Annotated in this window: 22 protein-coding genes; 9 read left to right on the top strand and 13 right to left on the bottom strand. The window is 61.1% G+C overall.

Annotated elements, in window-relative coordinates; translation table 11 throughout:
• Nucleotides 1–84 precede the first annotated feature (84 nt).
• Nucleotides 85–675 (top strand): malonic semialdehyde reductase, encoded by a 591-nt coding sequence (locus VN11_RS01995; RefSeq protein ID WP_053448615.1) that lies wholly within the window; start codon nt 85–87, stop codon nt 673–675.
• 75 nt (nt 676–750) lie between these two features.
• Complete coding sequence (locus VN11_RS02000) at nt 751–1,458, top strand: YceI family protein (RefSeq protein WP_005415047.1); 708 nt, start codon at nt 751–753, stop codon at nt 1,456–1,458.
• Between the two features lie 220 nt (nt 1,459–1,678).
• Here VN11_RS02000 and VN11_RS02005 read toward each other — a convergent pair whose 3' ends face one another.
• Entirely contained in the window at nt 1,679–2,080 is a 402-nt protein-coding gene (locus VN11_RS02005; RefSeq protein WP_053448616.1) for a hypothetical protein, read from the bottom strand.
• A 208-nt stretch (nt 2,081–2,288) separates the two neighbouring features.
• On the opposite strand from VN11_RS02005, the gene VN11_RS02010 reads away from it, so the two are divergent.
• Nucleotides 2,289–3,122, top strand: coding sequence for a hypothetical protein (locus VN11_RS02010; protein ID WP_053448617.1), 834 nt, complete (start codon nt 2,289–2,291; stop codon nt 3,120–3,122).
• A gap of 919 nt (nt 3,123–4,041) precedes the next feature.
• On the opposite strand, the gene VN11_RS02015 is transcribed toward VN11_RS02010, so the two are convergent.
• Both VN11_RS02015 and VN11_RS02020 read right to left on the bottom strand, forming a co-directional pair.
• Nucleotides 4,042–4,839 (bottom strand): siderophore-interacting protein, encoded by a 798-nt coding sequence (locus VN11_RS02015; protein WP_053448618.1) that lies wholly within the window; start codon nt 4,837–4,839, stop codon nt 4,042–4,044.
• A gap of 60 nt (nt 4,840–4,899) precedes the next feature.
• Nucleotides 4,900–5,460 (bottom strand): PadR family transcriptional regulator, encoded by a 561-nt coding sequence (locus VN11_RS02020; protein WP_053448619.1) that lies wholly within the window; start codon nt 5,458–5,460, stop codon nt 4,900–4,902.
• A gap of 545 nt (nt 5,461–6,005) precedes the next feature.
• On the opposite strand from VN11_RS02020, the gene aceE reads away from it, so the two are divergent.
• Entirely contained in the window at nt 6,006–8,693 is a 2,688-nt protein-coding gene (aceE, locus tag VN11_RS02025; RefSeq protein ID WP_046984452.1) for a pyruvate dehydrogenase (acetyl-transferring), homodimeric type, read from the top strand.
• Nucleotides 8,694–9,084: 391 nt separating this feature from the next.
• Nucleotides 9,085–10,167 (top strand): ImmA/IrrE family metallo-endopeptidase, encoded by a 1,083-nt coding sequence (locus VN11_RS21710; protein WP_080374860.1) that lies wholly within the window; start codon nt 9,085–9,087, stop codon nt 10,165–10,167.
• On the opposite strand, the gene VN11_RS22105 is transcribed toward VN11_RS21710, so the two are convergent.
• From VN11_RS22105 to VN11_RS02055, 8 genes are all read right to left on the bottom strand, one after another.
• A complete protein-coding gene (locus VN11_RS22105; protein WP_148564917.1) occupies nt 10,148–11,074 on the bottom strand; it encodes a hypothetical protein in 927 nt (308 codons plus the stop codon). The genes VN11_RS21710 and VN11_RS22105 overlap by 20 nt on opposite strands.
• Nucleotides 11,075–11,095: 21 nt before the next feature.
• Nucleotides 11,096–12,043 carry a thymidylate synthase gene (locus VN11_RS21715; protein ID WP_187299788.1) on the bottom strand — a complete coding sequence of 316 codons (948 nt, stop codon included), beginning with the start codon at nt 12,041–12,043 and terminating at the stop codon, nt 11,096–11,098.
• Nucleotides 12,044–12,636: 593 nt separating this feature from the next.
• Nucleotides 12,637–13,533, bottom strand: a complete 897-nt coding sequence (locus VN11_RS02030) for an HNH endonuclease (protein WP_053448620.1) — start codon at nt 13,531–13,533, stop codon at nt 12,637–12,639.
• Nucleotides 13,534–14,164: 631 nt separating this feature from the next.
• On the bottom strand, nt 14,165–14,533 hold the full coding sequence (locus VN11_RS02035) for a hypothetical protein (RefSeq protein ID WP_053448621.1): 369 nt from the start codon (nt 14,531–14,533) through the stop codon (nt 14,165–14,167).
• A 451-nt stretch (nt 14,534–14,984) separates the two neighbouring features.
• Nucleotides 14,985–15,410 (bottom strand): energy transducer TonB family protein, encoded by a 426-nt coding sequence (locus VN11_RS02040; protein WP_053448622.1) that lies wholly within the window; start codon nt 15,408–15,410, stop codon nt 14,985–14,987.
• 80 nt (nt 15,411–15,490) lie between these two features.
• Entirely contained in the window at nt 15,491–15,700 is a 210-nt protein-coding gene (locus VN11_RS02045) for a hypothetical protein (protein WP_180880425.1), read from the bottom strand.
• 56 nt (nt 15,701–15,756) lie between these two features.
• A complete protein-coding gene (locus VN11_RS02050) occupies nt 15,757–16,938 on the bottom strand; it encodes an McrC family protein (RefSeq protein WP_202967038.1) in 1,182 nt (393 codons plus the stop codon).
• Between the two features lie 122 nt (nt 16,939–17,060).
• Nucleotides 17,061–19,106 carry an McrB family protein gene (locus VN11_RS02055; protein ID WP_053448625.1) on the bottom strand — a complete coding sequence of 682 codons (2,046 nt, stop codon included), beginning with the start codon at nt 19,104–19,106 and terminating at the stop codon, nt 17,061–17,063.
• A gap of 358 nt (nt 19,107–19,464) precedes the next feature.
• Between VN11_RS02055 and VN11_RS02060 the strand changes: the two genes are divergently transcribed.
• Complete coding sequence (locus tag VN11_RS02060) at nt 19,465–20,610, top strand: YncE family protein (protein ID WP_040009068.1); 1,146 nt, start codon at nt 19,465–19,467, stop codon at nt 20,608–20,610.
• Between the two features lie 51 nt (nt 20,611–20,661).
• Here the strand turns inward: VN11_RS02060 and VN11_RS02065 are convergent, their stop codons facing one another.
• Nucleotides 20,662–21,726 carry an MrcB family domain-containing protein gene (locus tag VN11_RS02065; protein ID WP_187299789.1) on the bottom strand — a complete coding sequence of 355 codons (1,065 nt, stop codon included), beginning with the start codon at nt 21,724–21,726 and terminating at the stop codon, nt 20,662–20,664.
• A gap of 401 nt (nt 21,727–22,127) precedes the next feature.
• On the opposite strand from VN11_RS02065, the gene VN11_RS02070 reads away from it, so the two are divergent.
• The 3 genes from VN11_RS02070 to VN11_RS02080 are packed head-to-tail and all read left to right on the top strand — an operon-like array spanning nt 22,128 to nt 25,342.
• Complete coding sequence (locus VN11_RS02070) at nt 22,128–23,981, top strand: PAAR domain-containing protein (RefSeq protein WP_053448627.1); 1,854 nt, start codon at nt 22,128–22,130, stop codon at nt 23,979–23,981.
• The gene (locus VN11_RS02075) at nt 23,972–24,661 is read left to right on the top strand and encodes a GAD-like domain-containing protein (protein ID WP_238581843.1); all 690 of its coding nucleotides are present in this window, start codon (nt 23,972–23,974) and stop codon (nt 24,659–24,661) included. Before VN11_RS02070 ends, VN11_RS02075 begins: the two co-directional genes overlap by 10 nt.
• 12 nt (nt 24,662–24,673) lie before the next feature.
• Nucleotides 24,674–25,342: a GAD-like domain-containing protein gene (locus VN11_RS02080; protein ID WP_053451231.1), complete on the top strand. Its 669-nt coding sequence runs from the start codon at nt 24,674–24,676 to the stop codon at nt 25,340–25,342.
• Between the two features lie 79 nt (nt 25,343–25,421).
• On the opposite strand, the gene VN11_RS02085 is transcribed toward VN11_RS02080, so the two are convergent.
• Nucleotides 25,422–25,901 (bottom strand): DUF4440 domain-containing protein, encoded by a 480-nt coding sequence (locus tag VN11_RS02085; protein ID WP_053448628.1) that lies wholly within the window; start codon nt 25,899–25,901, stop codon nt 25,422–25,424.
• Between the last annotated feature and the right edge of the window lie 171 nt (nt 25,902–26,072).

A 26,072-nucleotide genomic window follows, 5' to 3' on the forward strand; every position in this document is an offset into this window, starting at 1 on the left:
GCGACACTCTACACTGCGGCTCGTCGATTCGCCCCGCGCCGCCCGCGGGCACTGACTTCCCTTCGCCGCCCTGGAGATCCACCGATGTCCCACGCGCTCGACGCTGCTGCCCTCGATCAGCTGTTCCGCACTGCCCGTACCCAGAACGCCTTCCTCGACAAGCCGGTCCCGGCCAGCCTGCTGCAGGAACTGTACGACCTGGTGAAGTGGGGCCCGACCGCGGCCAACACCACGCCGGCCCGCTTCGTCTTCGTCACCTCGAAGGAAGCCAAGGCCAAGCTGGCCCCGGCCCTGTCCGAAGGCAACCATGACAAGACCATGGCCGCCCCGGTTACCGTCATCATCGGCTTCGACCTGGACTTCCACGAAAAGCTGCCGTACCTGTTCCCGCACGCCGATGCCAAGGCCTGGTTCGACGGCCCGCAGGAAGGCCGCCACGAAGCCGCCATCCGCAACGGCAGCCTGCAGGGCGCCTACCTGATCCTGGCCGCGCGCGCGCTGGGCCTGGATGCCGGCCCGATGTCCGGCTTCGATGCGGCCAAGGTGGACGAGGCGTTCTTTGCCGGTACCTCGATCAAGTCGAATTTCCTGGTCAACCTGGGTTACGGTGACCCGGCGGGCCTGTTCCCGCGTCTGCCGCGCCTGTCGTTCGACGAAGCGGCGCGCATCGCGTAAGTCGCTGTATCGGTTTCGGGCCGTCACCTTGGCGGCCCCTGTTGCACCCACCCTACGATCCGGAGAGTTCCTCAGATGAGCGCCACCCGTAAACTGCTGCTGCCGCTGGCCCTGACCCTGGCCATCGCCGCCTGCTCCAAGCCGGCCGACACCGCTGCCCCGGCCGCGGATGCTGCTGCCCCGGCCACCACCGAACAGGCTGCCACCCCGGCCGCTGATGCCGCCGCTGCCGCGCCGGCTGCCGAAGCGATCAAGATCGCCTCGGGCACCTACAAGCTGGACCCGAGCCACACCGACGTGCTGGCACAGTGGAGCCACTTCGGCTTCTCCAACCCCAGCGCGCACTTCGGCAACGTTGAAGGCACCCTGGTGTACAACGCCGAAGACGTGACCAAGTCCACCGTGGAAGTGAAGCTGCCGCTGAGCGGCCTGAACAGCTTCACCGCCAAGTTCGACGAACACCTGAAGAGCGCCGACTTCTTCGACGCCGCCAAGTTCGCCGATGCCACCTTCAAGAGCACCAAGGTGGAAGCGGCCGGCACCAACAAGCTGACCGTCACCGGCGACCTGACCATCAAGGGCATCACCAAGCCGGTCACCCTGGACGTCACCGTCAACGGCGGCGGCGAGCACCCGATGGCCAAGGTTCCGGCGGCTGGCTTCGATGCCACCACCACGCTGAAGCGCAGCGATTTCGGCGTCGGCGCCTACGCCCCGAACGTCAGCGATGAAGTGAAGATCCGCATCACCACCGAAGCCACCGGCGAAAAGCCGGCCGCTTGATGCACCCCGCTCACTCGTCGTGAGAAGGCAGAAGGCCCGCTGAAAAGCGGGCCTTCTTTTTGGGTTCCGGTAGAGCCGGCCGCTGGCCGGCTGCACGCGAGGAACCCGATGCCGATGGGGTTGCCGGCCAGCGGCCGGCACTACCCGGTAGATGCCAACCTGCATTGGATGGGTGCGCACCTGCATCTGGTGGGTGCGGACCGTTGGTCCGCACGATCCCTCAGCGCAGCGCGCCCAACCACGCTGCACACGCCTCGCTCGGGCTCTGCTTGGCTTTCACTGCCAGCCCGCTCACGCGCACGAAGGTCTGCGCGGCCTGCGCCACCACCTGACGTGCGATCAACGCGGCCTGCTTGGTCGCGGCCTGCTGCTTGCGCAGCTGCACGATGTTGATCGACGGCCGGCCGACCGGTGCGTACTTCTGGTCGCGGCGCAGCACATCGGCTACCTGCGCCACTTCGAATTCGGCCTGCAGGTAGCGGTGCTGCGCTTCCACCAGCTCACGCAGCGGCACGCGCAGGGCGGCGGTGTCAGTGAAGGCGGCCAACGCGGCATCGCAGGCGGCGTCATCGGCGAAGCGGGTACGCAGCGCATCCACGCTGGCCAGGGTCAGTTTGGCCATGTGGGCCTCGTTGCTGCAGGAAAGGAGCGCGATTGTCGCATTGCTTGGCGTGCTCCGGGCCGGGAGGCCTCCGCTTTGGTAGAGTCGACTGTTAGTCGACTGCTCTTCGCGCGATGCCGGAAACCCCCGCGCTGCGCGCGATAGTCGACTAACAGTCGACTCTACCTGGCTGGCATTCGCGTGCAGCCTACCCACGGAAGGAAGACCCATGCAGGACGCGCAGTACTGGTTGAACGAATTCTGGACGGGCCTGAGCGTGCTCGATCTTCTGGGCGGCAGTGTGCTCGGCACGCTGCTGGGCCTGGCGTTGGGCATCCTCGGCTGGCGCTGGCTGCACCGCCGCGGTTGGCTGCAGCGGCGCACGCGCTGGCATCACTGGCTGCTGGCCAGCTATGTGGTGCTGCTGCCGCTGGCCACCGCCTTCTTCGGCCTGCAACTGGGCTTCACTGCCGGTGCGCACCGCGCGCTGTTCAAGCAGCTCGATCATTTCCAGCCGCACCTGCAGACGCTGGTGGAAGGCTGGAGCGAAGGCTTCACCGATTCACTGGATGACCCGCGCATGCGCGAGGCATTGCGCAGCCAGGGCACGGTGGGCGATGTGGCCGACACCATCGCCTCGGCCTACCTCAGCGAACACCCGCTGCCCGGCCTCGACCGCCTTGGCAACGGCCCGTTGGCGCGCGGCACCAGCTGGGTGATCGGCAAGGTGCGCGAAGGCCTGCTGCGGGGCATGGTGGAAGACACGCTGGTGGACAAGGCTGGCACGCTCGGCCTGGAGCCCAAGGTAGTGCGCGAGGCGCTGACCATGCACGTCGATGAGCTGCTGCACACCCGGGGCGTGTTGCGGCTGGTGAAGGCGCAGATCAACGGCATGATGCCCGGCGTGTATTTCGGGCTGCTGCTGCCGCTGCTGGTCATCGCACTGTTGATAGCGCTGGAGATCTGGGCCGCGCGGCGGTTCGGGTGGACCCGGCAGGTGGCATCCTACGCGGTAGTGCCGGCCGCTGGCCGGCAGCTGCAGGTTCCTGCCGAAGGCTCATGAGGTTGCCGGCCAGCGGCCGGCACTACCGATGGCTCCCTGTAGAGTCGAGCCACGCTCGACTCATCGCGCGCAGCGCGATGCGTGCGGGTTTGGGGCTGCTGCCGCTGCTGATCATCGCGCTGCAGGTGGCATCCAGCGTGGTAGTGCCGGCCGCTGGCCGGCAGCTGCAGGTTCCTGCCGAAGGTTGATGAGGTTGCCGGCCAGCGGCCGGCACTACCCCCAGGCGACCGCCGATGGCCCCCTGTAGAGTCGAGCCACGCTCGACTCATCGCGCGCAGCGCGATGCGTGCGGGTTTCGGGCTGCTGCCGCTGCTGATCATCGCGCTGCAGGTGGCATCCAGCGCGGTAGTGCCGGCCGCTGGCCGGCAACTTCAGGTTCCTGCCGAAGGCTCATGAGGTTGCCGGCCAGCGGCCGGCACTACCCCCAGGCGACCGCCGATGGCCCCCTGTAGAGTCGAGCCACGCTCGACTCATCGCGCGCAGCGCGATGCGTGCGGGTTTCGGGCTGCTGCCGCTGCTGATCATCGCGCGGCAGGTGGCATCCAACGCGGTAGTGCCGGCCGCTGGCCGGCAACTTCAGGTTCCTGCCGAAGGCTCATGAGGTTGCCGGCCAGCGGCCGGCACTACCCCCAGGCGACCGCCGATGGCCCCCTGTAGAGTCGAGCCACGCTCGACTCATCGCGCGCAGCGCGATGCGTGCGGGTTTCGGGCTGCTGTCGCTGCTGATCATCGCGCTGCAGGTGGCATCCAGCGTGGTAGTGCCGGCCGCTGGCCGGCAGCTGCAGGTTCCTGCCGAAGGTTGATGAGGTTGCCGGCCAGCGGCCGGCACTACCGGTCAAAGGGCGTGCGGACCAACGGTCCGCACCCACCAGGGAAGTCAGCAACCACCCAAGGGAAGCCCGCACCCACCCTCTCTTGCTCAATCGCCGTCGGTTTCGTCCGGGTGGGCCTTCCAGTAGCCGGTCGAGCGGATCCAGTCGCGCGGCACGCCCAGGTGGCCTTCGATGAACTTGCGCATCATCCGCGCGCGACGCGATTCGGTGGCGATCCAGTAGAAGACATCGCCGTCCGGCGCTTCGAAGTCGGTCAGCATGTCTTCCAGCAGCGTGCTGCTGGCCGCCGGGAAGCCGTTGCGCTCCAGCCAGTGGATGCGCACGTTCTCGTACTGCGGCAGGTCCTGGCGCTCGGCTTCATCGCTCACTTCGATGAAGGCCTGCACCTCGGCACCGTCCGGCAGCACGTCCAGCCAGCGGGCGATGGCCGGCAGCGCGGTTTCATCGCCGATCAGCACATAGGCGTCGTAGCTGTCGGCCACCACGAACGAGCCGCGCGGGCCGCCGATCACCAGCACGTCGCCGGCCTGCGCCTGCTCGGCCCACGGCCCGGCAATGCCCTGGTCGTGCAGCACGAAGTCGATGGCCAGCTCGCCGGTTTCGTGGTCCCACCAGCGCGGAGTGTAGTCGCGGGCCGGCGAGGGCTCCTTGCCTTCCGGGTAGCTGCGGCCTTCGGCGGTCAGCACCGGAAGCACCATCTCGCCGCTGCTGTTGGGGAAGAACAGCTTGATGTGGTCGTCGGCGCCGGGCGAATCGAAACCGGCCAGATCGTCGCCACCCAGCACCACGCGGCGCATGTGCGGGGTGACTTCCTCGGTGCGCAGCACGGTCAGTTCACGGAAGCGCACATCCAGGCGCAGGCGCGTGTTGTTGTGTTCGGTCATGGGGATACCTGTAAAGGGGTCGCGCGGGGGCGCGCGGCATGGGGGAGGACCTGGCTGGAGTCAGTCTGGCTGGGTCGTTGAAAGCGGTGATGCCTCGCTACCGGCGGTACCGTTCAGCAGGGCCGAGGCCCGCGTCAGCAGCGCCGCCACCTCGTCCGCCTCGCCCTCGGCCCAGCGGCCGTGGTGATGCACCAGCGCCCGCTTGAACTCGCGCAGGGCAGTGGCCAGCGGCGGCGGCAGCGAGGCCTTGGTGATCTCGCGGGCACGGTCGAAGGCGCGTCGCTGCGCCAGCCGCACCTGGGTGCGCTGCACCTTCAGCTCGAACTCGCCGGCGGCGGTGATGCGGAAGATCCGCTTGCCGTCCACTTCCTCGGCCTCGATCCAGCCGGCCTGCTCGAAGCTGGCCAGCAGCGGGTACATGGTGCCGGCGCTGGGCGTGTAGGCCTGCATGAACTGGTTGCTGATCAACTGCATCAGCTCGTAGCCATGGCGCGGCTGCTCGCCGATCAGCGCCAGCACCAGCAGGCGCAGGTCGCCGCGGCTGAGCACCCGCGGCTGGCCGTTGCGGCGCGGCACCGCCGAGTCGGTGGAACGGGCTCTGGGAGAGGGGGTACGGCTCATTTCGATATATCGGTAAACGAGTGTGCAAACGATATATCGATATATCGAAGCCGGCAACCATCGATCCGGCCACAAGCAATCTCGTTTTGGGCCACGGCCGGCCGCGCGCACAGCAAAAGGGGCGCCCCTTGCGGGGCGCCCCGGCGGTACTGTGGAAGGGAGCAGGGCCGCCTGGCCCATCACTCGCGGCCCACGCTGGGCCCATCGCCGGCGCCGATCCAGAGGCGGCTGCGACATGTTGTCGCCGGTTCAGTACCGTAAGCCGGACCGCACCTACCGTGGCTCCAGACTTGCCCTACAACCGTCATCGGCAGCGGTAACACTGCGTCCTGCACATGGCCGCAGCGGCCCGCAAGCGACAGCCCGCGCAGCCGCCAAGGCCCGCCGCAGGGCCATCACGGGCCCTTGCAAGCCCCTTGCGGACACTGGCCGGTTGCATCCATACGCCTGCGTAGCCAAGTGACGAAAGCCCTTGGTGCGCTACACTTTGCGGTCTAGAAATCTATACAACAGTCGCGCGCGTGCGTGCGGTTATGGGAGCGCTAATGAACTGGTTGAACGAGGTGCTGAACAACGACCCGAATCCTGTGGAAACCCAGGAGTGGATCGAGTCGTTGAAGGCCGTTATTGATGTCGAGGGCTCCGAGCGCGCGCATCAGCTGCTGGAAGGCATGGTGGAGCTGACCCGTCGTTCGGGCGCCTACCTGCCGTTCTCTCCCACCACCGAGTACGTCAACACCATCGAGCCGCAGCTCGAGGCCAAGAGCCCGGGCAATGCCGAGCTGGAATGGCGCATCCGCTCCATCATCCGCTGGAATGCGATGGCCACCGTGGTGCGCGCCAACCGCAAGCCGGGTGACCTGGGCGGCCACATCGCCTCGTTCGCCTCCGGCGCCACCCTGTACGACGTGGGCTTCAACCACTTCTGGCGCGCCCCCAGCGAGAACCACCCGGGCGACCTGCTGTTCATCCAGGGCCACAGCGCCCCGGGCATCTACGCGCGTTCCTTCCTGGAAGGCCGCATCAGCGAAGAGCAGCTGGACAAGTTCCGCATGGAAGTGGACGGCGGTGGCCTGTCCTCGTACCCGCACCCGTGGCTGATGCCGGAATACTGGCAGACCCCGACCGTGTCGATGGGCCTGGGCCCGCTGGCCGCCATCTACCAGGCGCAGTTCATGCGCTACCTGGAAAACCGTGGCCTGATCGAGAAGTCCGACCGCAAGGTGTGGTGCTTCATCGGCGACGGCGAGAGCGACGAGCCGGAAACCCTGGGTGCCATCGCGCTGGCCGGCCGTGAGGGCCTGGACAACCTGATCTTCGTGGTGAACTGCAACCTGCAGCGCCTGGACGGCCCGGTGCGCGGCAACGGCAAGATCATCCAGGAACTGGAAGGCGTGTTCCGTGGCGGCGGCTGGAACGTGATCAAGCTGCTGTGGGGCGGTTACTGGGATGCCCTGCTGGCCAAGGACAGCGACGGCGTCCTGAAGAAGCTGATGATGGAAACCGTCGACGGCGAATACCAGAACTGCAAGGCCTTCGGTGGCGCGTATACCCGCGAGCATTTCTTCGGCAAGTACCCGGAAACCGCTGCGATGGTCGCCGGCCTGAGCGACGACGACATCTGGCGCCTGAACCGTGGTGGCCACGACCCGCACAAGGTGTACGCCGCCTACCACCAGGCCGTGAACACCAAGGGCATGCCGACCGTCATCCTGGCCAAGACCGTGAAGGGTTACGGCATGGGCAGCGCCGGTGAAGCGCTGAACCCGACCCACCAGACCAAGAAGCTGGACGACGAAGCGGTGCGCCACTTCCGCGACCGCTTCAACATTCCGGTGACCGACGCGCAGCTGGCCGACGGCCAGGTGCCGTTCTACCACCCGGGCCCGGATTCGCCGGAAGTGCAGTACCTGCAGGAACGCCGTGCTGCGCTGGGCGGTTACCTGCCGCAGCGCCGCCGCAAGGCCGACAAGACCTTCGTGGCGCCGAAGCTGGAAGCCTACGACCGCCTGCTGAAGAGCAGCGGCGAGCGCAGCTATTCCACCACCATGGCCTTCGTGCAGAGCCTGAACATCACCCTGCGCGACAAGGAACTGGGCCCGCACATCGTGCCGATCGTGGCCGACGAAGCCCGTACCTTCGGCATGGAAGGCCTGTTCCGCCAGATCGGCATCTACGCGCCGTTCGGCCAGAAGTACAAGCCGGTCGACGCCGACCAGCTGATGTTCTATCGCGAAGACCAGAGCGGCCAGGTGCTGCAGCAGGGCATCAGCGAGCCGGGTGCGATCAGCTCGTGGATGGCGGCCGGTACCAGCTACTCGGTCAGCAACGTGCCGATGCTGCCGTTCTACATCTATTACTCGATGTTCGGCTTCCAGCGCGTGGGTGACATCGCCTGGCAGGCCGCCGACATGCGTACCCGCGGCTTCCTGCTGGGTGGCACCGCCGGCCGCACCACGCTGAACGGTGAAGGCCTGCAGCACGAAGATGGCTTCAGCCATCTGGTGGCCGGTGGCATTCCGAACGTGCGCAGCTACGACCCGACCTTCGGCTTCGAAGTGACCGTGGTTCTGCAGCACGGCACCAAGCGCATGATGGAAGACCAGGTGGACGAGTATTACTACGTCACCCTGATGAACGAAAACTACACCCACCCGGAAATGCCGGAAGGCGCGGCCGAAGGCATCGTCAAGGGCATGTACCTGCTGACCGACGCCGGCAAGCCGAAGAAGGGCGAACTGCGCGTGCAGCTGCTGGGGTCGGGCACCATCCTGCGCGAAGCGATTGCCGCGGCCGAGCTGCTGGACAAGGACTTCGGCGTGACCGCCGACATCTGGAGCTGCCCGAGCTTCAACGAACTGCGTCGCGATGGTTTCGACGTGGAACGTGCCAACCGCCTGCATCCGGAAGGTGAGCAGCGCAAGGCTTACGTGACCGAGCTGCTGGAAGGTCGCCAGGGCCCGGCGATTGCCGCCACCGACTACGTGCGTGCGTATGCGGACCAGATCCGTGCGTTCGTGCCGATGTCGTACACCGTGCTGGGTACGGATGGTTTTGGTCGTTCGGATACGCGTGCGAACCTGCGCCGGTTCTTTGAGGTGGACCGCTACTACATCGCGCATGCCGCGATTGCGGCGCTGGCGAAGGAAGGGAAGATGACCGCGAAGGATGTGGCCCGGGCGATCAAGCAGTACAAGATTGATCCGGAGAAGGCTAATCCTGTTGGGGTTTGACTAGCGACGGCTCGTCGATGCTGATGGTGAGCGACAAGCTTGCTATCAGCATCGATGGACGCGCTTTCGGTTGGGTGATCTGGTGAACAAACTGGCCTGGGTGACGCCTATTCATGCATATTACGTTTGCTACTAAGCAGGTGCGTGACATGTGTGAGAAGGGTCAGCTAGCGGTGCGTAGATTTGGCTCGCCGGCTGCAAGCGCCCTCAAGGGTTTTATAGCGGATCTAGAGGTGGCATCTCTCTTGGAAGATCTTCCATATCCAAGAAGCTCCCAATCGGGCGTAGAAACATTCACGTTGGATGATGGGCTCCAGGTTGTGCTCTCCACAGACAGTGCTAGTCTTAAAAAGTCCGTATCCTCGATTCGAATCGAGAAGGTGCAGAGAGCATGAATAGTTCTCATCACTTCGATCCTGACTGGGTGTCACCACCGGGTGACAGCATCGTCACGATTAGTAGGAGGTCTGGGATCAGTGAGGACGAGCTAGCTCGAAGGCTGCTTCTGAGTCCGTCTGATTTGCGTTTGCTTCTAAATGGCGAAATCCCTATCGATGAGACAATCGGTGAGAGGATCTCACGCGAGATCGGAGCAAGCTCAAGTTTTTGGGTGAAGAGATACAAGAAATACAGAGATTCGCTAAATCTGGCGGCCGAGAAATTGAATCGTGAGTTCAAACTGCCGCTAGATGAAATGCGTAGATTGGGATGGATACCAAAGGGATCAGCTGGGATCAAAGCTGAGCTCTCGGCGGCCAGCTTTCTGGAAGTCAGATCTATTGATGAATTTGAATCGAAGTATGGTCGCCTGGAAGAGGCCTTGGCTTTCCGTAGGTCCACCACATTTGATATGGAAATGGGGGCCGTGACTGCCTGGTATAGGGCAATTGAGCTAGCCTCTCAGAAGATCACGCTAAAGAGTTTTGATGCTGAAACTCTTTCGAACGCACTTGGTGATGTCCGACGCTTCACTCTGAATCCCGATCCCCAGGACTTTCTTCCCGAAATCGTAAAAATACTTGCAGACTGTGGCGTCGCACTTTGTGTTGTGCCCGCGCCGCTCGGATGTCCAGTGAGTGGAATTGCATGTTTCAATGCTCGGGGCGGGCTGATTGGACTTAGTTCGCGGTATCTAACTGACGATCAATTCTGGTTCTCTCTCTTTCATGAAGTTGCTCATTTGTGCATGCATGCAGGAAGGATCTCGATTGAAGTCGATGGAGGCGTTGGATCAAACGAGGAAGATGAGGCAAACGAATTTGCCTCGAAAAATCTTGTTCCAGAAAAGTGGAATGAAGAATTAAATTTTGTGGCTTTGAATAAGTTCGGTATTGCGCGGCTGGCGAGGAAGATAGGGGTTTCGCCCGGTATTGTTGTTGGTCAGCTTCAGCATAGAAAACGTATTAGGCATAACCAGTTCAACTATTTGAAGAACAGATACAAGTGGTCTGGTTCTAGCCTCGGAAAGGCTTGAACCGAGTAGGGCTCTTTTGCCAGTTGCAGATAGCGTCCTCCATTATCTGCATCCCGAATCCGAGCGTATTGCCAAGTATCACAGTCTCTGTTTCGTAGTCTCCCACGCTCTTGCCGGGTCCAAAGAGAAGCTTGGCTCCACTTAGTGGTCCGGTCGCGCTCTTGAAGTATGGTGAAGGTGGGGATATTGGTGCAATTCCAGTCTTCCCGAGCATGGTCAGGTAATCGAATCTACCGATGCGACCGAAACTCGCAACCTGCGCCATGGAGCTGTAAAGGCGATCAAATGCTGCTCCGGGATCCCCGAGTGATTCTGTGAGCGCATCGGCTAACATTGCTTGATGTCCACCGTTTTGCTGAATCCAATCCACGTAGCTGGCAATCGCGTCGCCAGTGGCATTTGGCTTCCAGGCGTCTAGAGACGTGTACTTTCGATGATTTCCAAAGGCTCGGCGAATACCATCTCCCCCTCTTAAGGTCGCTTCGGCACCGGCAAGCCAATTTCGAAACCCCGCCAGATCGCTTGTGACTTCATTCCAGGTCCACTTCTTTGCGCCAAGCGCGCCGTATACGTCACGGGTTAACCGCCACTTGCTCTTAGCATTGTGTCCGAAATGTGTGGCAAGAAATACCAGCCAGCAGGCTTCATCAACGTTGCCGTCCCTAAGGTGGGATATAGAGGCACGAATGGGGTCGAAGTACTGAGAGTGTGGATTCAACCTGTCTTTGCAAATTTCCCTTTTGGAAATTGTTGAAACAAATTCTACTCGCCTTCTACTATCGATCAACTGGAGGGCAAATGATTCGACGGCCCCCGCTTCCGCTAATCCGGGGAGTTCGTTAAATAGATCACCACTCTCAAGCAGGGTTTTGAGTCTTTGTAGCTCGCCGATCTCTCTGGGTCTCATAACGATAATGACCTCATGGAATCACAGAAGAAGATTGTCCTGAGTGGTTTGTTCATCATCAAGTTTAGTGTGATTTTTCATTCTCGCTGCCTTCATATCAAGGTACTGATGGTAGAAGTCAGAAGAGAGTTTGTTCTTCATTCTATAGATGCCACTTCGATCTTTTTTTTGAACGTAATGATATGAGCGAAGAATGTAAACTATATCTTTCCAGTAGTTCTCTATATCTCTTCCGATTTTGATTGGGGTCCCCGCTATTCTAATTGACTCCTCTGCACTCAGCAGGAATTTTATCCTGGGGAGGGGGTCTCCAATTGGCATTGCTGGCATGGGGGTGACTCGCTGAAGGCCATCGGAAATGTAATCCTTGGCCTTGGATATATCGCTCGTGTACAGGTGAAGGCTTCCGACAACGTGTGTGTAGGTCCCAACCTCCACTTTTAGGTGTCTTGCAGCAATCTCTTGAATCATGGTGAAAGCAAATACGTCGTGAGGCAATCCGATAAGTGCATCGTTGGATCTCATTGATGCGATCAAATCAAGTTTTTCATTTCGGAGAAGAAATTGCAGTGATATTGTGCAAGGAACTTCCTTTGAATTTCTAAGGTCGTCCTCTCTGAATATTTGAAGGACCGCTCGTCGGCTGGTGCTCTTCTTTTTAAGTAGTGAAAGTATTCTGTATATCTGGCGCGAACGAAAAAGGCGCTCCCCATAAGATCCTTTTATTGTCAAGCCGTCGACTGACTCATCCGAATATTTCTTGATATAGTAATAGATGAAATCAAGCCTATCGGACCCGGCGAGATACCAAAGAAGTTCGCCAAAGCTGCTGAATAGTCTCCCCTGGCGGATGCCTCTGCCGAGCCTGGCCCTTGGGTTCTTCAGAACCAGCATGGCTCCCGGTATTTCGAAAAATTCACCCCGGCTGGCCTGAACTATTCTTGTGCGAGGAAGGAGCAACTTCGACAACACAGCGTGCTGCATGTCGTCTATAGATTCCGAGCGTAAATACAAGGTCGCCTCCTTGCGTCGCTGCAACACCTATACGGGTCTGAACTAATGAAATGGAGATGGCAAGGTTCTATCATTCGTTGCCTATTAGTTCAAAGATGAGACCTTCGTCATCTTGATGCCGAGACAAAAACAGGTTTAGCCTCCGCAGCTGTCAGATTCCTCTCCACTGGTCTGGACCTTACTTCAAGCCTGAGCCGGGTGTCCACTCCCTAAAGCAGCGCTTGAAGATCGGCATTGTGCCTGTTCCTTAGAGTTGGCGATGGCCTAGAGTTGACAGGTGTTCTGCTCAATTCGAGGCGGAAGCTGTTGGCTCAAAAGTTTCATCTGCACATCAGACCTCCTGCGCACGTTAAGATCCTGACGGATTGGGTGTCCCAGCCGCGATGCACGCTTTGTATATGGTCTCGCTAAAGCCATTTTGCTGGGAAGATTTTTGAAAATCACGCCTACCTCCGCCTCACACAGGACGTCGGTCAGCCGCCTTCTGAAAAGGCACCATCTTTACATCCAATTTCCTAATCTCTGAGGATTGGAGTCCGCCCTATTCGCTACCCAATTTTGGATGGGCGTGAACCAAAAACAACGTCACGATGAAACTCTAGATAGCTGAGCTGTCTGCTGGAGAAGGCCCCCCATCGAGGAACTCCTTCCAACTTAAGACCGATCCGGCCCTGCACGTCGGAGGGTAGATCATTCGCGACCAGTAGGCGCCCCGTCGCCGAAAAGCTAATCCACCCCCGATCAAACAACAGATCCGCGTGGGGAGCCAGAAGAAGTCCGTTCTCTCCATCAACACGCTCGCTATGAGTGCTATCTGCCCACGGCTTGATATGGCTTGCACGAAGGAATCTCAGGTCTTCAATGCCGGTCAAACGGCACCCCTTTTCAACGCCAATCAGGCGCTCGCGGAACAGACGCTGCTTCGTCCGCACCTCGGTTTCCCGTCTTGCGCTGGTCGCGCCGTTGTCATCGATAGCGGCATCGATCTCAGCTTGATCTGACTCACTCGCCGCGAGACCCAGCGAGGTTTCAAGCGATCTCAAGCGGAACACGATCGCAGACCTTGGCTGCCCTTCTCGATCTGGCGTGCCAGGTTGAACGTACGAGGACTGGCACATGAACCTGCCAAGGTACCGATAGGGTCGCCCCTTACCCATCATCTGAAACAGTATCAGCGTCTTCCCATCCCTGGCGTGCTCGCCAATCGCTCGGTTGCCAGCCGCATACTTCATGTCTCCGACTTGACCCTCGCCGAAGTAATGGAAAACTTCGTTGTCGTCCCAGAAGTCATGGTAGCCATGAGACACACCCGCCTCGCCAGTGAAGGCAATGACTAGCGGGCGCTCCTTGGGTGTTGAAATGCCGCCTTGCTGCTGCCCGCCAAACACCGCATGGATTTCCTTCTGGCGGTTGTACAGCGCGCCAACCTCAAACGGGAGTTCCATTCCAGATCCTGTCGCAGAAGCTAATTGCTCAGGATTCTAGCCAGAACAGGGACCCAAGTGTCATCGCTTGACGCTTTAGACCGCTCCGCCATGGGGAGCCGATGAGCCCGAACTACGGCGGGTCGGACGGAGGGCAGCGGTGCTCAGGCAGCCTCAAATTCTCGTTGCCTCTCCCGGGTGCGCTCAATTGCTGGTTCCAGCAATGCAGATCAATTTCTTCGCCTTCACCGGCAGACATGGTGACTACCAGAAGCTGGGATCCTGAATTGTCTACTAGCAGGACAGGCTCGTTGCGGATGCTTAGCTCAAAGAAGGACGGACTGTGGCTACGCAGTTCGATCGCAAGGCCCAGGCCGCCCAATCTCTCGGCGAAGCGCTCCGCCTCAGTCTGAAGCAGTGCGTACTCTGAATCATTGAGCCTTGGATGGGATTCAAGGGTCATTGTGGCGGGTGAAATGCAAGCCCCGCCAATGACCAAGCCCAGTAGCGTTGCGGCCATTAGAGCAAGCGGAGTTCGGCGCAGCATAGTGACGTCAGTTGTTGGGCAACAAAGGATCAAGCTGCGGCAGACGTATTGAACGGTGCGGACGATCCCGCACCTTCGCAGCCGATGTGGGAATCACAGTTCCCTTTACTTCTGCCCCTGCACCCGCTCCGTAGCCATCACAGTCAACGCCACACACGCCATCTTCAACCCTTCCATCACCCGATCCCCCACGTACTCCTCGTCGGTGCCGTTCTGCCGCGTGCGCTCCGCCGCCAGCATCAGCTCCGCCACCACACGTAGGCCGCCCAGCGCGCAATCCGCATCAGCCATCTGCATGCTGCGCCCAAGGCTCAGATTGCGCTCGGGCCAGGGCTGCCCATCGGCCGCGGCCCCCGCACCAATCCGATGCAGCGTGGCGACAAATCCAAGGGGATAGGCGGAGGGATCTTTCTCATGATCGGTGTTGGCCGGATCGCGGCGGGTGTTCACACCGGGTAGTTTCGTTGCGCTCATGGCAATGCTCCGTACAAGACAGACAGCAGCGCCACCGATAAAGGTGGCGGACGGTGCGGGCTCGAAAACCGGTAAATGCCAGACCGGCGGGTCCGAAGACCCCCACGCACCGCCCGCCATGGAACGCGAACGGATTGCCAGCCGGCGCCACACAAAAGGTGACGCCGGCTGGCGAGCGGCTACAGCTGGCAGTTACACGGGTTTTCGAGTCCCGCGCCACCCTTTTCCGGTGGCACGCCAAGAGATACCCGCGCAGCTGCCAAATGCCAAGAAAATCCAGAACCGGCGACTGCCAGTGCTGACGCTTTCGGCATTGTCGCACACGGTGTTAAGCCATCAAGCGATTGCGCCGCAATGGTCTTGAAGGACTTGGCGTTTTTGACCCAAAGCACAGAAATGCCCGCGGCCACGCCTGCGGTGCAGGCCAGTTACGACAGGCTGGATCAGCGGTTCAGGAGGCAGGCGCCTCGGCCGCCGGCGAGAAGATCAAGCGCACCCGAACCCGCGCATGCTTCGCGACGCCCTCAATCACGATCGGATCGAAGCGCCACTCATTCACCGCATCAAGCGCCGCACGATCAAACTCCCGCCGCCCGCTGGACCGCGCCACCATCACGTTGGTTACGTGGCCCAGCTCATCCAGCTGAGCCACCAACAGCACCTGCAAAGCAAACTGCGGCAACGTATCGGCGGCAGTGACCGGTGCCGTTGAATACACCACCACAGGCGCCTGCTGCAGCTTGAAGGTGGGGTTGTCCCCGGCCTCTACAAACACCTCCGTGGAAATGCGTGGGTCTGTATCCATGGCCATGGCAGGCATGGCGCCCAGCAGCATCAGAACGAAGGTCAGTGCCAGGGCGGCGTTCAAACGGGGCATGCGTGGTTTCCATTCCGGTGCGCGACCAGAATAGCGGCCATCCTCTGGCATCGCTTGCCCCAAACCCCGGGGGACACAGTTCACACGGGCACGCCGGGCCGTGGCCACAGCGCATCGTCGCGCTCCAGGTCATAGTCGCTGCCGAAGGCAAGCGCCGCCTCGCGCGGCGGAAGGTCTGCGTAGCAGCCCAGCAGGAACTCATCCATGCCGGCATCGTTGTGGTCGATGGCGAACAGGCACAGCAGCTCCTTGTCGAACGCTTCCAGCCATGCGGCATCGATTCGGGTCATGGTCATCCTCCAGTTGGGTGGAGAGGATGACCTGTCTTCGTCTCAAGACGCTGGATTCAACCAGCCAAGCTGTCCTGCGGCCATTCCCAGCCCTCCGGAAGCAGCACTTCGGCCCGCCTCAGGCAGAATGGCAGCACCCACAATCGCAGCCCTTCGCTCCCGGGAAAGTCGAACACCGGTAGCGGCTGATCCAGCTTGTCGGTGCGCGGGTAGACCAGTGCAACCATGCCCTGTCCGCCCAGATAGCTGCGTCCATAGGCGTGCAGCTGGTAGAAATCATCCTGATGTAAGCCGTATTTGTGGGTGCCATTGGCCTGTCCGGCATCCAGCAACTTCCACTTGGTGTCCAGCACCAGTACGTCCGTCCGCTGCCGGCTCACCACCATGTCCGGCCTGAGCTGGAACCACTTTGCACCGCCGTGATGCACCAGGTGATGCCGCCTGACCTGAGTATCCAGCGCAAGATGCGCCGGTAGCTGCTTCTGGAAGTGCCTGGCCACGTACGCCTCGAACAATCGCTCCATCGGGAACAACAGCGAAGGTGCCTGCTGCGTACCTACCGACGAAGTAGGCGACAGCCCTTGCAGGATCAAACGCGTCCAATCCAGCGCTTCTCGATAGGTGCGCATGTTGCGGTCCAGCTGAACCCGTTGCATGTCCTGGTCCGGATTGTGGCTGAGCGGCACCTCGGCGAAGAATGCCAACAGCTCCCGCGCCAGCCGCTGATGGTGGGTCAAGCGAGTCGCGCCAAGCACCTTTCGCAATGCCGTGTGGATCAGCCGGTTCTCCGGCCTGTCGATGCTGAACTCATCGTGGGCGGTGTGGAAGCGATCGGCACGTACCAGATTGCGGCGGAGATGCTGGGCCACGAGCAGCCTGCCGCGCAGCGCAGGCAGATCATCCTCACGTGTCTGGTACTGGCCGCGAAGCCCGCTGCGGGTCACTGCCACCACCGTACGCAGGAACTCGCCAACGAACACCTCCAGCAGCGGCATGCTGTCGGCGGCAAGCTGCGCGTTGCCGAACCGAAGGTGTGAGAACTGCTGCAGGCAACGCAGCATCCTCAGCAGCAGGCCACGTGCCTCGCCGGCACCGGCGTCCAGCGCCTTGCCCACCTTGGGCAGGATCTCGATCTGCAGGCCGCCTGGCGCGGTAACCACGCCCACGTGGCTGGTGACCTGAATACCCCGGCGGCAACGGCGAACCCATGGGGACAACTTGCCGTCGATCAGCTCCAACGACTGCCGTTCCAGCCACCGGTAAACGCCATCGGGCACGACGCGCGCACCACCGGGCGCGGTGCCCGATGATGCCGGTACGAGTACGTCGTACTCGTGCAGGGTGAGCGTGGCCGCCGTGCTCACTCGTTGCCCAGCAGCGTGCTGTAGATGGCCACGTAGGCATCTGGCTTGCTCAGAGCATCAGGATTGCGATTGAAACGCGGCCGTGCACCATGACCCTCGTCCGCAGCATTGGCACCAAACAGTCGCTCCAGCGCCTCGTCATCGTTGGTGGCCTCCTGCACAAATTGCAGGCTTGAATGCTTCTGGTTGTCGCCAAGTACCAACCGAATTTTCTGCCAGTCATCGTAGAAGTACTCTTCCAGCAAAGGGAGGATCTGCTTCTCGAACAGCGCGGTCAGTGCGGTCATGCGCTCGCTGTCTTCCTTGATACTCTTCAGCGGCATGAAGTAGGCATGACCGATCAGATGCTCGCGATCGTAAAGCGCTTCGATGCGTTGGTTCATTGCGGTGAGCAGCTTTGGGATATTGATGGAGACTTCATCCCTGTTGACGCGTAGACCTGCCAAAGGCGCCCCTTGCTCGTCCCTCGAGTCGGGCAGGACCTCCTCAAACTCGAATCGGCGGCGAAGGGCGGTATCCAGAGATGCCAGGGATCGGTCGGCGGTGTTCATGGTTCCGATGATGCTGACATTGCGCGGAACGGAGAACAGCCGCTGAGAGTAGGGCAGTGTGACCGAATGGCAGTTCTTCATATCGGTTCGCTTGTCCAGTTCAATCAACGTGATCAGTTCGCCGAAAATCTTACTGATGTTGCCGCGATTGATCTCGTCAATGACGATGGCGAACATTTCATCGGGATACTTCCGAGCCCGCGAGCAGAGCTTCAGGAACACACCCGGACGAACTTCATAGCGCACCTGTCCCTGCGCGCTTTTCTCGATGACCGGGCGCAGCCCTTCGATGAAGTCTTCGTAGCCGTAGGACTGGTGGAAGGTAACAAAGCTATAGCGCTTGGTTTCGCCTTCTGTAACGGATTTGTCGTCCTCATCGGCTGTGAACTGATCATCCAACAGGAACTTTAGTTGGTATGTCTTGCCGGTTCCTGGCGGACCGAAGTAGATACGATTGAACGCAAGCATCTCCGCAACTTCGCTCTGCACCGCTGGCAGTCCCTCATCGCTCTCGTCTGCCTCCGACAGGTCAAACGTGGCCGACGAGTCATCGCTGGCCTGCGCCGGCCAGAAGCCCTCGCGCTCTTCGTCGGTTCGAATCAGCTCCTGCAAGGCTTCATCATCGGCCTCCAGCGCGGCCGCGATGTTGTCGACCATCTTCTCAGAGATGGCCTTGCGAACGAACTTGGAAATGCTCGGCAACTCAGGTCGCCAGGTGACCCGGCAGGCGAGGGAACCCGTCACCAGCCCAACCACCGAAACGGCACGCGCGCTGCCAGCGTTCTTCCGGCCAAAGCGCAGATGGGTGTGGGTACCTGCGAACCACCAGTCCATTCCCGAGTAATGCACCAGCCGAGCCAGTCTGCAGAATTGCTCTGTCTCTTCTGTGTTCCAACCCTTGCGCATGGTGCGGAAGTCTTCGTTGATATCGAAGTGTTTCAGCACGGCATCCGGCTCAACTTCGTCGGGCTGACCAATGCGCTCTGCAACTTCGTCATAGCTCAGCCCGAACTCGGTGATAGCGTTCAAACTCCACGCCACCAGATCATCCATGCCAAGCGACAGCCCTTGGTCGATTGGTAGAATTTTGACAATGGGTGAACCCTGAAACGGCCCGCGCAGCTTCAGATAGGACTCGCGCATGGGATTGTTGTCTTGCAGCTTAACCGTGTCGATCTTGATGACGAAGCCATCGTGGCCGTTGAGGCCAACGGTGTAGGCTAGTGAAGGCGGCGAGGCAGCATCGGGATAGATCTTGGCCCAGTTGTAGCCTGCGAAGTGGTTGCCCTGGTTGGTGGGGCGTCGACGGATACTGACGCGACCATTGGGGAAGCGCTCCGCCTTGATACGGTTTGCCCAGTCCTGCGTCAGATCGTAGGCCTGGCGCAGCTTCTTGTACGCGGCCTCATGCGCGGCATCGGTTTGATCGAACTTCTTCCCTTGCAGCGACTGCAGCAGGTTGAAATGTTCTTGCGTGAAGAATTCGGACATCGGGTCTTCCATTCCTTGACGATGCGGGCGGACTCATTCCGCCTTGGAGTGATTGCAGCACCTAGTGCTAGGCGGCAGCAACGGGTGGAACTTTAGGGCGGGCCGCCGGTAATGAATCCCACTCGGCATCCTTACGGGCCTGCAACGCCCCCTCGTTGGCACCGCGCGGCCGCGGATGGGCGTTTGGCAGGGGTGGCGCGGGCGCACAGTACCGGAGACCACCCCCGCTCGCTGTCTCCTGTTAACATTCCCCCCGCAACCCAGCCAGCCCACCCCGCGCAAACCGCGCCGGAGCGGGCCGTCGCAGTACGGCCCAGCGAGCCAGGACACCCTCCCGTGCCCTTTCAAGGATGCTCGCATGTTCCCTCATTCCGCTCTCCGCTCGGCCGCCCTGGCCCTTGCCGTCTCGCTCAGCCTCGGCGTGCCGTCCGCGTTCGCCGATAACGCCCCCGCCGCCAGTGCCAGCACCGCCGTGCAGCGGCAGGCCGTGGCCAAGGGCCTGTACGAACTGGCCTACAGCCCGAAACAGAACGCCGTGTTCGTCGCCTCGTCCGGTGGCTTCGGCGACGACGCCGGCCCGGCCCAGGTGCTGCGCCTGAACCCGGCCACGCTGGCCGTGGAAACCCGTATTCCGCTGGAGCGCAAGGCGTTCGGCGTGGTGCTGGATGACGCCCATAACCGCCTGTACGTGGGCAACACCGTTGACCTGTCGGTGACCGTGGTGGACACCGCGCAGAACAAGGCCATCGGCACCATCCAGCTGATGGAGAAGAAGACCGGCAAGGACGGCAAGGCCGCCTACACCCACGACCTGCGCGAGCTGGTGGTGGACAGCGCCGGCAACCGCCTGTACGTGACCGGCCACAGCAGCCAGCCGGACGTGAGCAGCGTGCTGTTCGTGATCGATACCACCACGCTGAAGGTGATCAACACCATCGACGGCCTGGGCAATGCCAAGGCGCCGGGCCTGGCGCTGGATGCGGCCAACAAGCGCGTCTACACCAGCAACCTGCTGGCCGACCTGGTGGTGGTGGGTACCGATTCGAACAAGGTGGTGGCACAGCACAAGATCGCCGCCGAGCAGCCGATGAACATCGCGCTGGACCCGGCCGGCAAGCGCCTGTTCGTGACCGACCAGGGCTCGGAATTCCTGCGTGGCTACCAGGCCAAAAGCAGCGGCCTGGTCAGCAAGCACCCGGGCCAGCGCGTGCTGGTGCTGGACCGCAGCACCGGCAAGGAACTGGCCAGCATCCCCACCGATGCCGGCCCGCTGGGCATCCTGCTGGATGCACCGCGCAAGCGCCTGTACGTGACCAACCGCGAGGCGGGCACGGTGACGGCGTACAACAGTGACAGCTACCAGAAGGTGGCCACCTACAAGGTGCCGACCCACCCGAACAGCCTGGCGCTGGATGCGAAGAACAACGTGTTGTTCGTGAGCATCAAGAACGGCGAGAAGGACGACAAGGGCGCTGACGAGAGCGTGGCGCGGATTCAGTTGTAAGGCAGAAGGTACGGCCCCGTCCTAATGTGGCGGGGCCGTTCGGGCCCTCTTTCACTCGATGCGGTAGCGATAGGCCAGAGGTTGCAGGCGATCATTCGAGATCAGCCAGGGCTGTTGAACGTGGTCAGTGCCACCCGTTCCAATGGGCGTGTCGTTCTGTGTGTGTAGCTGAATGCCGTAAACAACGAACAGGGCGTTGTTGGGATGATGGTTCAGATGATGCTGAACCTCGTTCTTCGTAAGCACAATATCGCCCAGTCCACCGGTTGTGCCCTTAACCTCGACGTAGTGTGTTTGGCTGTCTTTGACGATCTTCAGGTCGTAAGGCGCGTGGCTACTGGTGTCCTCAACCGCATAGCCTTTGCCATGGAAGTAGCTCTTGGCCAGTGCCATCGCGCGTAGCTCTACCGCACGGCGTTCCGGTTGCGTAAGCCCAAAGCCTTGGCCTGTTCTCTCGCGACCTGAAGCGGCCTCCTCGATGGCCTCTACCACCGCAATGACGTCTGGTGAGGTCTGCCCGCTGCGCTTCTGTGCGGGTTCACCGCGATAGATGCTCTTCAGGCGCCGCGCCATCGAGAGCATGTCCGTCTGGAGCTGCTCGTCGGGCGGTACGTCCGCCTTCGGATAAAAGTACGAAACTACGGTGGTTCTCTCGTAAGCCCTTGCTAGGTCTCCGAAGCCAAGCGCTATGGACTGGTGGATGCGTGAATCGTTGGAAACGTCATTCGCCAGAATCTCACGTGCCCACTTTGTCAGACGCTGGGTTTCATCGGTAGGTCGCTCAATGAAGTCGCCATTCACGTTCTTGGTGGAGGCGTGCGAGAGCCCTAGGTAAACCCCAGAGCCGTCTTCCCGGAACAGCCACACTACGTACCAGCCCTCAGTGGCTTTAGGGGATCGAGATCGCGAGGCAAACCGCACCCACGGCACAAGTGCCCTTCGACCGGCGCCATCTCGCCCTTCAATCAAGAAGTCGCCTTGTGCGATATCCGCCGTGGTGCGAAGCCGCTCAGCTTCCTCTCGGAGGATCGTGGGAAGCTGGTGCCTGATGATTCGGCCTCGTTCGTTCATGGCGGTTGTGGCCAGTGAACTGTAGTGGGATTGCAACTCCAGCACCCTTTGCAATTCTTCCCTGATCCCCATCCCAGACCCCGCACGGTTTTCGATAGGCGCAATTAATGCATGCCGGCCTATCCATCTGCAATGCGTATCAAGGTGGTGTTGATTGCGACGGGGATAGTCGCAGAGCGGCGTTCTGAGGTTTTAGGGCTACGCGGACGCCGGGACTAGAGCGTGAGTCCGCCGATCTGGTGTGGAGACGATGAGGACGCGGCTCCGCATCATGGATGCTCGTCGGGATCAGCCTGTTTGCCGTGCAGTCGGAAGAGCCCTTAGAGAGTCAGATCATCCTGATAGCCGCGATCACACTAGGACTACTTGCAAAAACCCGCTTCTCCCGCCCGACGCCTATAACCGCTCACTAGCCTCCCTCCCCAGCATCAAGCGAGGGAGCGCACATGCAGCGGGTCGTGATCGTGGTCGGCGACCGCACCACCGGTGGCGGCGAAGTGTTAACCGGTGCGCCCAGCACCTTCATCAACAACATCGCCATCGCGCGCGTGGGCGACAAGGCCAGTTGCCCGAAGCACGGTGGCTTCTTCGCTATCGTCACCGGCGATGAAACCTTCCTGATTGATGGCCAGCCGTTGGCCCGCCACGGGGATTCGCTGGCCTGCGGCTGTCGTCTGCTGGCCTCGCGCCAGAGCACGGTGACGGTGGAAGCGGGCGGAGGCGCTGGGCCGCAAGCGGCGTCTCAACCATCTGGCAACGCCGCACCGCCAGCGGCATTCGCACCCACAGGTACCGCTGCGCGTGAGTCTGGCATAGCGCCGCCCAGCAAGCAGGACATCCTGCTGCACTACCACTACGGTGACCTCGACCGCACGCCGGTACGGGGCGTGGGCTACCAGGTGATGCTGCCCGACGACCGGGTGGTGACCGGCCAGCTGGATGACGCAGGCCGCGCACGCATCCCGAACGTCACCGTTGGCCCGGTGCAGACGCTCCAGCTGCTGTTCCAGCCTGACCTGACCGATGACGACGATGCGCCCATCCTCGCGGCGCGCGCGAAGCTCAAGTCAGCGCTGGACGCGATCGTTGCGCAGACCCGTAGCGATATGGCCACGGCGTGGCAGCAATGGGACGACGCAGGCGCGCTCAAGCGCTGGGGCCTACGGCGCGGCAATCAGGCGCTGGGCACCGGGCAGGGCGCCTGGGACTACGTGGTGGGAACGGTCGAGACCGCCGTCGATTTGGCGGTGTTGATGTACAGGACCGACCGCGAGATACGCGAATGGACGCGCTCGCTGCTGACCGGCGACCGCGATGCCATGGACCGCAAGATCGCCGCGATGCGCGCGGCGGGCGACACCGTGATGGCGGCTGCCAGCGAAGCCAAGGAGCTGTTCAACCTGCTGATCGAAGATCCGGCCATCACCCAGCAGCTACCGGCCTTCGCCGTGGCCTGGTGGGACGCGGTGCCACCGGACGAACAAGAGAATCTGCAGGCGCGTTTCGGCGCGCAGATCATGATGGATGTGGTGGTCTCCATCCTGCTGGCCGCGGTGACGGTGGAGCTGGGGAGCGCGGCGGGGTTTGGCTACGCGGCCGCCAAGGCCGGACGAACGGCCACCTGCATCGGCTCGCGACTGCTGCACCTGATGGAGGAAGTGGAGGACGCGTTCAAGGGATTGGCCAAGGCGCTGAAGCACCGCAAGCGCCGACAGGCAGATGGCAACCGCACGCCCGATGGCAATCGGAATGTGGAGACGCCACGGCTACCCAGGCGCATGCCGCGGAAGCAGCTGCCGTGCTTCAGCCCGCAGAAGCTGCCAGCATCGAAGTACCCGGAGATGGATCGGCAGTTGAAGGGGCAGGAGCAGGGGCTGAACGATATGAGTGTGGAGGATTACCTTGCTGGTAGAACAGCTTTTGATCCGAAGAACCGAGACAAGAAGGCCGCTCAAGACGCAAGGGAGAGGCACAGAAGCAAGGTTGAGGAAGAGAGGTTCAGAGAACTGAACACCCCGGACCGCTCAGCAAGGGAAGCGAGGCGACTGGCGGCGGAGCATGCCGATGAGCAGATGAGGGTTCTAAATGCGCTTCACAATCCTGATCTGATTGCAGGTGGCAAGGACAGAATTGATGATTTCGGCGATGGAGAGGTCAATCAAACCATTGGCCGGCAATGGAGTCGTGCCAGGAAGGACCAAACTACGCGGGTTCAGGAATTGGATGAAGCAGCAAGGCAAGTGCCAGTGGGCGAGAGAAGGTCAACCAGAATGAACGGCGGGCTGGAGCGATGCAGATGATCGAAATGGTCGACGAAGAGTTCGAGCTCTTCTACGTGGACGAAGGCTTCGGACCAGCAGTGGACACGCGGCCGGTGTCCCAATCGAAACTGGCTCATTACCAGGGAAAGCTGCCAGGGAGGCTACTGGAGTACTGGAGAGCGTATGGCTTTTCCGGTTACGGCCGTGGACTGTTCTGGATGACTGATCCTGATGACTATTCCGAGGTTCTGAAGAGCTGGCTGTACGGGACCGAGTTCTATGGAAAAGACGACTACTACGTCATTGGTCGAAGTGCTTTCGGTGATATGGAAGTGCTGGGGGCAAGAACAGGACTCAGGCTGACCATTGACTGCAAATGGGCAATGATCTTCCCGAGCGACAACTCACGCTGGATGAGTGAGCGAGGAGCGGACTTCCTGGTGGCATCGTGGATAGCAATGATGAAGCGGTCCCGCCAGGATCAAACCGACGAGAGGAACCAGCCCCTTTTCGACAGAGCAGAGAAGCTGCTGGGTCCGCTGGCGTGCGACGAGATGTATGGCTTCGTCCCAGCACTCGCCTTGGGCGGGGCATGCCGTCTCAACCATCTTAAAAAGGTCAAGGCTGTCGAGCACTTGATGTTCCTGGCCCAGCTTGGAGAGCGCAGAGTGATGGGGGACATCGTGAAGGAGGCCAAAGATCGTGGGCTTTGGAAGTAGCCGGTGATCGAGATGCTCGACAAGCACTTTGAGTACTTCTACTCAGACAAGGGCTTTGGACCCGCGGTTGACACAAGACAGGTATCGCAATCGAAGTTGGAGCACTACCGGGGGAAGGTCCCAGACAAGCTACTGGAGTACTGGCGGGCGTACGGCTTTGCCGGTTACGGAAAAGGCATCTTCTGGATAACTGATCCGGATGACTACGCCGAAGTCCTCAATGCATGGCTCTATGGAACAGAGTTCTATGGGAAAGATCACTATTACGTCATTGGCCGAAGCGCTTTCGGGAATTTGACACTGTGGGGAACCAAGACCGGACGTAGCCTAACCATCAACTGTGCATGGGCAATGATCTTTCCTACCGACAAATCTCGCTGGATGAGGGAAGGGAAGGCAGATTCTCTGATTTCAACGTGGCTTTCTGGGATGAGTGTCGATTATCCGAATGAGACCGATGACAAGGGCATTCCTCTCTTTGACCGCGCCGTGAAACTGCTGGGCCCACTGAACCATGACGAGATGTATAGCTTCGTCCCGGCGCTTGCACTCGGTGGGTCATGCCGCCTCGATCATCTGAAGAAGGTCAATGCCCCCGAACACCTGTTGCTCCTGGCTCAGCTGGGAGAACGCCGGGTCATGGCTGACATCGTGGCTGAGGCCAAGAAGCGAGGGCTGTGAACCAACAGGTCAGGACGGCTAATCCATCCTCTGAACTGCAGCCGAGCGTAGGCTCGGCTCTACATGACGCCGCGCTCCCTCAATCCGCCGGCCGATGGTCGTAGCTGATCACCCGCTCCACCTGCCACTGCCCCTCCACCCGCCGCCACACCTGCATGAAGCGCGCCTGGCCGGTCCAGCGCTCCACACCCTTCGCATCGCGCTCGTGGAAGCGGTGGTCGCCGATCTCCAGCGCCCGCTCGTCGTGCAGCGGAAATACCTGCAGCGAGCTTTCCACCAATTCACGGCGTAGGTGTGTGTGGTTGGCGCGGTTGCTCTCGCACAGCGCGGCCACGCTGCGGCGGAAGTCGTCGCGGTTGCTGGCGGACTTGCCGGCCTTGTCATGGAAAAACTCCATGTCTTCGGTGGTCATCGACGCGGCCTTGTCTGCATCGCAGGCGTCGAACGCGGCGGCGAACAGCTGCGTATCGGCCTGGCGGATCTGTTCGCGCAGGCTGTCGGGCGCGGTTGGGGCAGCGGTGAGGCCGGCGGCCAGCAGGGGCAGGGTGAACAGCAGCATGACGAATCTCCCGGAAGTGGTTCGCGCAGGCTGGCACGGTCCACCGCACCCTGCTGCCGTACTGCGACGAAACCGGCGCTGGAGGTGATGAAGCGGGAATCTGGCGGGGCGGGCGTCCCTTCAGCCTGTGCACGCCGTGTCACAGCGCGCCGCGATTCCCTCACGGGCGGC

It is taken from the genome of Stenotrophomonas maltophilia (genome assembly GCF_001274595.1).
Lineage (GTDB): Bacteria > Pseudomonadota > Gammaproteobacteria > Xanthomonadales > Xanthomonadaceae > Stenotrophomonas > Stenotrophomonas forensis.